This is a genomic window from Phytoactinopolyspora endophytica, from assembly GCF_004138495.1.
Lineage (GTDB): Bacteria > Actinomycetota > Actinomycetes > Jiangellales > Jiangellaceae > Phytoactinopolyspora > Phytoactinopolyspora endophytica.
On record NZ_ML142851.1, the window covers coordinates 398,601 to 407,762 of the forward strand.

Annotated in this window: 12 protein-coding genes; 5 read left to right on the plus strand and 7 right to left on the minus strand. The window is 68.6% G+C overall.

All coding sequences use genetic code 11. From position 1 onward, the window contains the following. The coding region (locus ELR45_RS07650; protein ID WP_165367573.1) for an anti-sigma factor family protein at positions 1–755 on the plus strand (755 nt) is incomplete at its 5' end. A 39-nt stretch (positions 756–794) separates the two neighbouring features. Here the strand turns inward: ELR45_RS07650 and ELR45_RS07655 are convergent. Together ELR45_RS07655 and ELR45_RS07660 are read right to left on the minus strand one after the other, a co-directional pair. Next, positions 795–1,553, minus strand: coding sequence for a cysteine hydrolase family protein (locus tag ELR45_RS07655; protein ID WP_205856199.1), 759 nt, complete (start codon positions 1,551–1,553; stop codon positions 795–797). Beyond that, the gene (locus tag ELR45_RS07660) at positions 1,550–2,785 is read right to left on the minus strand and encodes an amidase (RefSeq protein ID WP_129664812.1); all 1,236 of its coding nucleotides are present in this window, start codon (positions 2,783–2,785) and stop codon (positions 1,550–1,552) included. The genes ELR45_RS07655 and ELR45_RS07660 overlap by 4 nt, the downstream gene beginning before the upstream one ends. A gap of 146 nt (positions 2,786–2,931) precedes the next feature. Here ELR45_RS07660 and ELR45_RS07665 point away from each other — a divergent pair, with 146 nt between their 5' ends. Continuing rightward, entirely contained in the window at positions 2,932–3,636 is a 705-nt protein-coding gene (locus ELR45_RS07665; protein ID WP_129664814.1) for a class I SAM-dependent methyltransferase, read from the plus strand. A gap of 3 nt (positions 3,637–3,639) precedes the next feature. Here the strand turns inward: ELR45_RS07665 and ELR45_RS07670 are convergent, their stop codons facing one another. Further along, positions 3,640–4,725, minus strand: coding sequence for a M48 family metalloprotease (locus tag ELR45_RS07670; RefSeq protein ID WP_240759289.1), 1,086 nt, complete (start codon positions 4,723–4,725; stop codon positions 3,640–3,642). A 152-nt stretch (positions 4,726–4,877) separates the two neighbouring features. On the opposite strand from ELR45_RS07670, the gene ELR45_RS07675 reads away from it, so the two are divergent. Together ELR45_RS07675 and ELR45_RS07680 are read left to right on the plus strand one after the other, a co-directional pair. Then, positions 4,878–5,141, plus strand: coding sequence for a type II toxin-antitoxin system Phd/YefM family antitoxin (locus tag ELR45_RS07675; RefSeq protein ID WP_129664818.1), 264 nt, complete (start codon positions 4,878–4,880; stop codon positions 5,139–5,141). 3 nt (positions 5,142–5,144) lie between these two features. Then, positions 5,145–5,588: a type II toxin-antitoxin system VapC family toxin gene (locus ELR45_RS07680; RefSeq protein ID WP_129664820.1), complete on the plus strand. Its 444-nt coding sequence runs from the start codon at positions 5,145–5,147 to the stop codon at positions 5,586–5,588. 74 nt (positions 5,589–5,662) lie between these two features. Here ELR45_RS07680 and ELR45_RS07685 read toward each other — a convergent pair whose 3' ends face one another. The 4 genes from ELR45_RS07685 to ELR45_RS07700 all read right to left on the minus strand — a co-directional run bounded on the left by ELR45_RS07685 (position 5,663) and on the right by ELR45_RS07700 (position 8,094). Then, positions 5,663–6,394 carry a YidC/Oxa1 family membrane protein insertase gene (locus ELR45_RS07685; protein WP_129664822.1) on the minus strand — a complete coding sequence of 244 codons (732 nt, stop codon included), beginning with the start codon at positions 6,392–6,394 and terminating at the stop codon, positions 5,663–5,665. 85 nt (positions 6,395–6,479) lie between these two features. Further along, on the minus strand, positions 6,480–6,767 hold the full coding sequence (locus tag ELR45_RS07690) for a DUF6412 domain-containing protein (protein ID WP_129664824.1): 288 nt from the start codon (positions 6,765–6,767) through the stop codon (positions 6,480–6,482). A gap of 63 nt (positions 6,768–6,830) precedes the next feature. Then, positions 6,831–7,436, minus strand: a complete 606-nt coding sequence (locus ELR45_RS07695) for a pyridoxine/pyridoxamine 5'-phosphate oxidase (protein WP_129664826.1) — start codon at positions 7,434–7,436, stop codon at positions 6,831–6,833. A gap of 4 nt (positions 7,437–7,440) precedes the next feature. Then, positions 7,441–8,094: a helix-turn-helix domain-containing protein gene (locus ELR45_RS07700; protein ID WP_129664828.1), complete on the minus strand. Its 654-nt coding sequence runs from the start codon at positions 8,092–8,094 to the stop codon at positions 7,441–7,443. A 163-nt stretch (positions 8,095–8,257) separates the two neighbouring features. Between ELR45_RS07700 and ELR45_RS07705 the strand changes: the two genes are divergently transcribed. After that, a partial coding sequence (locus tag ELR45_RS07705; protein ID WP_129665088.1) for an MBL fold metallo-hydrolase occupies positions 8,258–9,162 on the plus strand: 905 nt, incomplete at its 3' end.

A 9,162-nucleotide genomic window follows, 5' to 3' on the forward strand; every position in this document is an offset into this window, starting at 1 on the left:
CCACCGGTGCGGCGAGCGGGCCGGACCGAGCCCACGTCCTTAGCCACCTGGCCGACTGCGAGGACTGCCGGCGTGAGCTCGACGAGCTGACCCGCGTGGCCGACGAGGTTCTCCTGGTGGCCCCAGAGCACGAGCCTCCGGCCGGTTTCGAGGGCGCCGTCCTCGCCCGCATCGCGAACCTGGCCGATCAGTCCGACACCGAGCCCCGACGCGAGACCGAGCCCCGACGCGAGACCGACCCGCGACGTGAGGCCGTGCCGCGGCGCGAGGCCGTGCCGCCGCCGACGCCTGCAGCCCAGCCGAGCTGGCGGCGATGGGCGTTCCGGCCGCTGGCTCTTGCCGCGGCAGCAGTGGTGATCGCCCTCGGTAGCGCGGGAGCGGTCTGGCTGGCCACGTCCGACGATCGTGACGTGGCGGCCGCCTACCGGGAGACCCTCGACGTCGCGAACGGGCAGTACTTCGCCGCCGCGCCGCTGCTCGACTCGGCTGGAACCCAGGTCGGGCACGTCTTCCTCTACCAGGGAGAGCCGTCGTGGGTGTTCGCGGTCCTGGGCGACGCGCAGGAGCCAGGAGCCTACGACGTGGTGGTGACGACCGACGACGGTGTCGAGACGGTGGCTATGTGTGACGTCGGGACCACCTCCTGCGGCGCCGGCGGGACCGTGGAGGCCAACATCTACCAGATCAGCGACGTGCAACTCGTCGCGGAGGACGGCAGCACCCTCACCGCCACGCTCTCCGGCTGGGGCTGGTGATCGCATCGCGGCACGCGGTGGGTAGGTGCCGTGATGCGATCACTCGGACAGCGCTGAGGTCAGGTCCGCGCTCGTCGTCGTGAAGCCGAAGCACTGACGGACGTTGTAGACGGTGGCGTCCATGCAGAACTGCGGCGACGTCGTGCCGACCGCGTCTGAGACCATGACGACGTCGTACCCGAGGTTCGCGGCGTCCATCAGGGTGGCGAGGACGCATTGGTCGGCGTTGACGCCGGCGAAGAGCAACGTGTCCACCCGCAGGTTTCGCAGGATCGAGTCGAGAGCCGTGTCGACGAAGCCGCTCATCCGGTACTTGTCCACGCTGATGTCCGACGGGCCCGCGGCCAGCTCATCGACGACGGCCGCCGCCCACGCTCCGGCCTGCAGCACAGGTGAACCGGACGGACTGGTGGTCGACCCGATGCCGTTCCCGCCGCCGTCGCCGTCATAGACGTGCCTGACGCCCGGCGGCAGGTTCGCTTGGTCCGGGCGGTTGCCCCAGTTCAGCCACACCACCGGAACGTTCTGCACTCGCAGCGCCGGGAGCAGCTTCTCCAGCACTGGAATGGGCGCTCGCGCGCCGGAGACGTCGACGCCGATACCGGACAGCCAGCCGTCGGCGTGGCAGAAGTCGTTCTGCATATCGACGACGACGGTTGCCGTCCGGGCCAGATCTACCGTGAGCCGTTGGGGCTGCGCGTTGAAGCTCACCGGCCGGCGTGGCAGGACCGGACGGCGCACGTCGACCGCGTCCCGGCTCAGCTGCCAGGTGTTACGCGTCAGGGGAGCGACGGTCACAGGGCCTCCAGCAAGGATAGAAGCGAACGGTCCGCACCGGGCCGGCCCACCAGGCACAGTCCGACCGGTAAGCCATCGGTCTGAACCGTGGGGACGTTGACCGCCGGCAGCCCACCAACCCCGGCGAGGCAGGTCAGCTGCAGTGCCGCGGCACGGGTGATGTCGATCGCCGCCGGATCCGCGTCGACCGGCGGCGCCGGGCTGGACGCGCTCGGCAACGCCAGCGCGGTGCCCTCGGAAAGGAGTACTCGCAGCTGCTCGCGAGCGTCCGCAAGCATGGCTCGGGCGTCGTCCTCTTCGGCCGCGCTCACCTCGGCTCCGGAGCGGAACCGCGCCTCGACGGCGGGTTCCATCGTTCCGCCGTGGGCCGTGATGAAGTCCCGGTGCTGCCGCCAGGCCTCCGCCGTCTGGACCGTGCGGAAGGCGGCGAACCACGTCGACAGCGTTTCCGTGGTGAGGTCGATGGCGTGGACGTCGCAGCTGGCGCGCCGTGCGAGCGTATGCAGCGCGGTCTGGACGGCCAGTCTCGTCTCGGGCGTGGCGAGCTCCATCAGCGACGGCGCGACGAGACAGTCCCGGACCGGCTCTTGGTCGGCCGGTGGGAGGAGGACATGGGCGGCGTGGCCGAGCTCGCTCGCGGTCCGGGTCATCACGCCGACCGTGTCGAACGACGGCGCGAGTGGGAGCAGGCCAGAGCGATCGACGGCGCCGTGGGTGGTTCGTAGTCCGTACAGGCCGCAGTACGACGAGGGGACGCGGATCGATCCGCCGGTGTCGGTACCGAGACCGATGTCCGCCGCACCGGAGGCCACGGCCGCCGCGGGACCGCTGCTGGAGCCGCCGGTGATGCGTCCAGGGGCGGCCGGGTTGGTCGGCGTGCCGTAGTGGATATTGGTGCCTGCCAGGGAGAACGCGAGCTCGTCGGTGTGCGCGATCCCGGCGACGTCCGCCCCGGCGTCGAGCAGCGAAGCGACAGCCGCGGCGTGGGCGGGCTCGACAGACGCCGACTCCAGCCAGTGCGGGTTCCCGCCGCCGATGCGCTGCCCGGCCACGGCGAACAGGTCTTTGACCGCGACTCGCTGACCGGTCAGCGGGCCATCGGCAGAGCCTTGAACCAATGGTTCGTCTTCAGGTCTGATCCGCCAGATCGCGTCGACGCGCGACGAGACCTCGGCTGAGATCTCCCGGCTGGCCGGTGGTGTGTCCGCCGCCAGGGCGTCGTTGGTGGGCATTGAGGCCGACTTTAGCTGCCGATGTTGATGTAGTGAACATCGGCCACAAACGTCTTACGCAGTCGAAACATGCTCGCCACCTCGATCCAGCGGACCTCAGGGGCTTCTGACACGATGACAATTCACCTAGGAGTAGCCGATCCGCCGTGTCCGACCTCAACAGCCAGACTGCCTACTGGGATGCTGCCGCGACGACGAAGCGGTTCACGCACCCGCTGCATACATCGTGGGTTGATGGCGTCGAACGAAGCGCCGCGATTCTCGACTATGGCTGCGGATACGGCCGAACCATGGCGGCCTTGGAGCAGTTGGGCTTCGACAACCTCTCCGGTGTCGACACATCGCCGGGGATGATCGCCAGGGCCCGCAGCCTGCATCCCGCGATGCGTTTCGACGTGCTGGAGACACCGCCGACACTGACCTGTGCGGACGCGAGCATCGACCAGGTCGTGCTCTTCGCGGTGCTGACGTGCATCCCTGGCGACGAAGCGCAGCGACTGCTGATCGGCGAGCTGAACCGCGTGCTCAAGCCCGGTGCAATGCTCTACCTCAGCGACCTGCTGGTACAAGACGATCAGCGTCACCGCGACCGCTATGCGAGGTTCGCCGATCGCTATGGCACCTACGGCGTGTTCGAGACCGACGACGGCGCCGTGTGCCGTCACCACGCAAGAGAATGGTTCACCGCCCTGCTCGCCGACTTCGAGATCATCGACACCCGAGACACCTCTGTGACCACCATGAACGGCAACGAAACGGCGGGGCTTCAGATTCTGGCCCGCAAGCCGGCCCCGCCTCGCGGGACCCCGCCTTCTGACGCTGTTACGGGAAGAAACGTCCACAGGTATTGATCATTACTGTCCGCCCATCCGCTTGGACATCGCTGACAGCTGTTTCATCCGACGCCCCATCGGTGGGTGCGTGCGGTTCGCCCAGGCCAACTGCCGGGCTATCCAGTCTTCTTCACCTTGGTTTTTGGGGCGAGCGAACGGGACGATGGCCAGCGGCGACATGGAGGACAGCAACCGTAGGTCTTCCTCCGGGGCGGCGTGCATGCCGCCCTCGATCGTGCCGAGCGCGGCCGCGAGCGTCGACGGTGATCCGGTCATCTCGGCGGCTGCTCGGTCGGCGGCGAGCTCACGGCGTCGTGCCAGCCGGCTAGCCGCGGCGAACCCCGGAAGCATCAGGCAGAAACCCGCGAACAGCAGTGCGACACCCACCGTCAGTATCACGGTCCATACGGCGAAACGGAGCAGCCAGGCCAGCACGAGCAGCGGCACGGCTAACAGCATCGGAACCCGGCGCTGGGGCGGCCGCGCCTTCAGGTCCGCCTCGGTGACGTTCTCAGCGGCGGAACTCCAGGGCCGGCCGCACCACCGCGCGAGGACACACGAGGGGATCTCCGAATACATGATGACCACAAACAGGACCGCGGGGATCACCAGGACCCACATAGACGTTCCGCGGGCGAAGCTGAGGACGTTGGCGTCGCGGTGATTCATGTGGGCGAACTCGTGCGCGACGACGGTCTCGAGCTGCTCGTTGTCCAGCCGCTCCAGCAGCCCTCGGCTGATGTAGAGAGTGGGCGGCAGGCCGTCCGGCGCGAGCACGACCGAGTTGGGTGCCTCGGTCTCGATGATCATGACGGGCGGTTTGCTGCGACCGGAGAGTGCCGCCACCCTGTCGACGACCGCGTGCAGACGCACTTCCTCATCCTCGTCGGCGCGTATGACCGCAGTGGGCACGGTATTGTCCGACCATCCGAGGAAGCCGGAAGCGAGCGCGAGAAGGACCGGGGCCAAACCGACCCACCAGGGCAACCACGCGATGTCCAGGACCCACAAGATGGAGCAGCAGAACCAGGCATAGCCGAACCAGGTGGCGACGAGGAGCAGCCACGCCCCCAGGACTGGCCACACCGACGCCCGCTTGAACCACATGTCCACGGCGGTACTGTACGGCCTCGCGCTGCAAGCACGCTGACGGACGCTACACGTGCGGCGACGGTCTCCTCGCCGGGTCGCGCTCAGGGCGCAGCGGAGAAAAGAACACGACGTACAAATGATCTCCACGGTATTGTACGTTCGTTGGTATGGAGATTGCTGTCAGCGCGTTCCGGGCTCACCTGAGCGAGTGCCTTGAACGGGTTCGCGCTGGAGAGGAGGTCGTTGTGACAGAGCGGGGTATCCCGGTGGCTCGCGTGCTGGCGGTCGATGAGGCGCCCGTGATCGAACGGCTCACCATCGAGGGGATCGTGTCCGCGCCCCAGTCCTCGAAGCGACCGCAGGCCAGGGGTCGTTCGCGGGTTCGGGCGGCGGGTCCGGTGGCCGACATCGTGAGCGAGCAGCGAGACTGACACGTGACGACGGTCTATTTCGACTCAAGCGCGTTCGTGAAGCTGCTGGTCGATGAGGAAGGCTCGGACATTGCGGCGTCCCTGTGGGATGGGTGTGACACCCCGACCTCGAGTCGGCTCGCCCTCGTCGAGGTCTACGCGGCGCTCGCGGCAGCCGCCCGGAACAAGAGGTTGTCGAAGGTGGACCTGGCTCAGGTCGAGCAGGACTGGGCGGAGTACTGGGCGGCGGTTCGGCCCGTCGAGCTGACCCCGATGATCAGCCAGCACAGCGCGGAGCTGGTCAAGACGCACGCGCTGCGAGGCGCGGACGGGGTGCATCTGGCCAGCGTCCTGGCGCTCTCGGAGCTCAGGCCGGTGATCGCGGTGTGGGACAAGCGGCTGCACGCGGCCTCGGTTGAAGCAGGGCTGCGCGTCGCACCTGCCATGCTCGACGTCGCAGCGGCATGAGCCAGACACGTCGTCCGCCGCCGGACGGATCCGCGTGCGATGACGGCGAACGCATCATCAGTTGTGCGGCGCCGTCAGCCGGGCGTATCCCGACGCCCTAACCTCCGTCGCAGGATCGAACGTTCGGCGACCGTCCATGACGTGCTGGTCAGCAGATACAGCCCGGCCGCCAGTGGGACGATGGCCGCGATGTGCACCGTGCCGAACGGCAGCAGGCGCAGGAGAGCCGTTGTCCGCGCCTGCATCGGCGTAGCTGCCGCCGCGGTGCTGACGTTGATCGCCTGACGGCGAGTGAACCACGCGACGGCGGCGAGAAGAAGCAGTAGTACGACGAACACCAGCAGCTCAGCTGTGCCCCACACGTCAGCCAGCTGCGCGCCGAGTGGCACGCCGGCCAGCGCGTGCGTCAGAAGCACATTGGCCTGGCCTGACACCTCCGAGGTCAGGAACAGGCCGTAGAGCACCATGAACGCTGGAGCCTGGACGAGCGCAGGGAGACAGCCGGCCAGCGGCGACGTGCCTGCCCGGGAGTAGAGGGCGGCCAGCTCCCGCCTCAGGCGTTCGGGATTGTGCTGGTACTTGCGGGAGAGTGTGCTTATCTCGGGTGCGAGCTTGGTGCGATGGTGTTCCGCGCGGACCTGCGCCCGCGCCACGGGCAGCAGAAGCAGTCGAATGACCATCGTCATCAGAACGATGGCAGCGGCGGCGCTGGGGCCGCCGAGTACGGGCGTGAGGAGGGTGGTCAGGTTGGTGACAACGGAATAGAGGACGCCGATAGCGGCCGCGAGCGGTGGAAAGGAGTACAAGACAGGGCCCCTCGTCGGGAGAGAAGTCAGTGGTCGACGAGTTGGGCCGCGGCGAAGCGCCCGCTGTTCGGAGCGGAGAGGTTCGCTAAGCGACCCGTGGGCGCAGCGATGGCGCTCGGGGCTGGGGACGCCCCGGGGCTACCGGGTCGAGCAGGGGCATGAAGGCCGTGCGGTGAGCACGTTGCCGGACGGCCGATGCGGTGAGCGGGCCGCACGTCTGCGTGACGACGGGGCGGCCGATGGCCACCAGCGTCACCAGCGCCGCGGCGGCCACGGCGACGAGCGCCAGCCCGGCCGAGCCGCCGGTCAGTTCGATGGCCACGCTGAAGCTGCCGACCAGCACATCGGCGAGAAGCAACAGCAGCAGCGGCACGCTGCCAGCCTATCCGGCGGTGTACGGGCGTCGCCACTGCACGTTGGGGCGTACGTCCTGCCGCTACGGAAGGACGTGGCGGCGGTTCCAGGTGCCGTCGGCAGCGAGGTCGAAGCAGACCCGCCAGGGTGGACGGTCAGGACCATGGCTGACCCAGAACATCATCCTTTCCGGGATGAGGCGCACGGTGGTCCAGGACGGCGGCATCGGGAGCGGATCACGTTGCGCGTGCGCGTCGAACACGCGCAGCACGTCGTCCGGGTCGGCGGTGGTGACCGCGTCGTCGTCGTTGAGCTCTTCGTAGACCCAGGCGAGAAGTTGCAGCTGAGGCGGGCGGGCAGGGTACGCCTCGCGGGAGACGTCGGCCGGCATCTGGTGGGCGGTGCCGTCCATGACCACCTGCCGGGCGAGACCCGGCCAGTAGAAGACGCCCGAGGACCTCGGGTTCTCCGCCAGGTCGCGGGTCTTTGTCGTCGGCCGGGAACTGTGGAACCGGACCGACTCGTCGTCGATCACGGTGGTCAGCACGGTCCGCGCGTGCGGGGTGCCGTCGGCCCCGGACGTCGCGAACGTCATGGTGCGCGAGCTCGGCTCGCCCGCGTCTTCGGCCTCCTGGGCCCATCTCGCGAGGGTGTGCAGCGGATTGTCGGAGAAGCTCACATCTGTCATCCGGTCACGGCGGCGACGAACCGAGCCGGTCCGGCGCGGTGTCGCTGCCTGCCTCCTCTGGCTGCTCGTGTGGTGTGTGCTCGGCGGGAGGGCCGCTGTGCACGACGATCACCGATGTGGGCGCTGGATCCGCGCTGCGGAAGCGGTGCAGCGTGTTGCCCGGGTAGCCGATCGAGTCGCGCGGCTTGAGCACCGCGAATGTGCTCTCGGCGGCGTCGTGTTCGCGGATCTCCACCTCCAGCGTGCCCGCCGTGACGTACAGGAACTCGTGCCGGGCGTGCAGGAAGTAGTCCTCCCAGTCGGTGCCCACGTCGATGAACTCGGTGACGTCCACGTGGTCGTCGTGCAGCAGCAACCGCGCGCCGCCCCGGGTGAGGCCGACGGTCGCCGCTTGGTCGCCGCGTTGCGGCTGCAGGTCCCTCGACGTCCCCGGAGACACTGCGGCGAGCAGCTCCTGCTGGGTGGTCCCCAGCGCCTCCGCGATGAGGAACAGCGAGCGCATCGACGGACGTGCCCGGCCCCGTTCGATCTGGCTGAGGAACGGGTGCGAGAGCTCGGTGGCCTCAGCCAGTTTGACCAGCGTCAGGCCGCGCTCATGCCGCAAGGCACGGATCGCCCCACCCAGCTGCTCGTCGATCTCGCGTTGCGGTTCGGTCATCGTTCCTCTCTCGAGGCCGGAGGAGTCTTCACACGGTAGAGCCTTCGCGGTTACTCGCCGGAAACGCGGCCTTGCGTACATTGCAGATGTTACTCACATCAACATATCGGAGCGTCGAGTGTTGGTGAGTCGGAACGGTCAGGCGATCGGTGAGGAGGTGCGGATGACGACCCAGGCACTGAGGCCGGCGCGCGGAGCTTCCCGGTGGGCTCCGGTCGTGACATCCGGCGACTGGTTCGAGGTCCGCGATCTCGGCAGCGACGTTTACCTCATTGCGGAGCCCGGGCACGTGAATTGCTTCCTGGTCCTCGGCGACGACGCGGCGTTGCTCTTCGACACCGGCATGGGAATCGGACTCATCTCCGACGTGGTCGCCGGTCTGACCGACCGGCCGCTGATCGTCGTCAACTCGCACGACCACCTCGACCATCGCGGCGGCAACAGCGACCTGTTCCAACGACGACGCGAGCTGGGCCTGATCGACATCGCCGCGCACCCGCACGGTGTCCGGCACGGCCACGACGCGGTGCCGGAGAGATTCCTCGCCGAGTACGAGACGGCCATGCGCGGCGTGTACACCGACTATCTCGCCTACATGGCACTCGACTCGCAACGTTTCTACGCCTGCGGGCGGCTGCCGCGGATGCGCGCGGTGCCCGGCCTCGCGTCCTGGCACGTTCCCGCGGTGCGGCCGACGCGTGCCCTGGACGACGGCGAACTGCTTGACCTCGGAGGACGCTCACTGACCGTGCTGCACGCACCCGGCCACGCGCCGGACGGCATCTGCCTCTTCGAACCGAGTACCGGCATGCTGCTCGCCGGGGACATGGTGCTGGCCGCCGCGCACTGGCTGCACGGCGACGGCGCGGACCTGGGTGCGTTCGCATCCAGCACGCAACGCCTGGCCGCGCTCCCGGTCAGTCGCGTGCTGACCGCGCACAACCTGCTGGCCGAGATCCCGGCGGACCAGGTCGCCGCGGTCGTCCGCGCGGCGCGCGTCGTCCTGGACGGCGAGTCGATCCCGAAGCCGGGCACCGACCTTCTCGGCCATCCGGCACGACGCCACGA

What these genes read in the sequence shown, in the direction of transcription:
- ELR45_RS07660 (WP_129664812.1), bottom strand. Translation starts at nt 2,785, where the DNA reads ATGCCCACCAACGACGCCCTGGCGGCGGACACACCACCGGCCAGCCGG.
- ELR45_RS07670 (WP_240759289.1), bottom strand. Translation starts at nt 4,725, where the DNA reads ATGTGGTTCAAGCGGGCGTCGGTGTGGCCAGTCCTGGGGGCGTGGCTG.
- ELR45_RS07675 (WP_129664818.1), top strand. Translation starts at nt 4,878, where the DNA reads ATGGAGATTGCTGTCAGCGCGTTCCGGGCTCACCTGAGCGAGTGCCTT.
- ELR45_RS07695 (WP_129664826.1), bottom strand. Translation starts at nt 7,436, where the DNA reads ATGACAGATGTGAGCTTCTCCGACAATCCGCTGCACACCCTCGCGAGA.
- ELR45_RS07700 (WP_129664828.1), bottom strand. Translation starts at nt 8,094, where the DNA reads ATGACCGAACCGCAACGCGAGATCGACGAGCAGCTGGGTGGGGCGATC.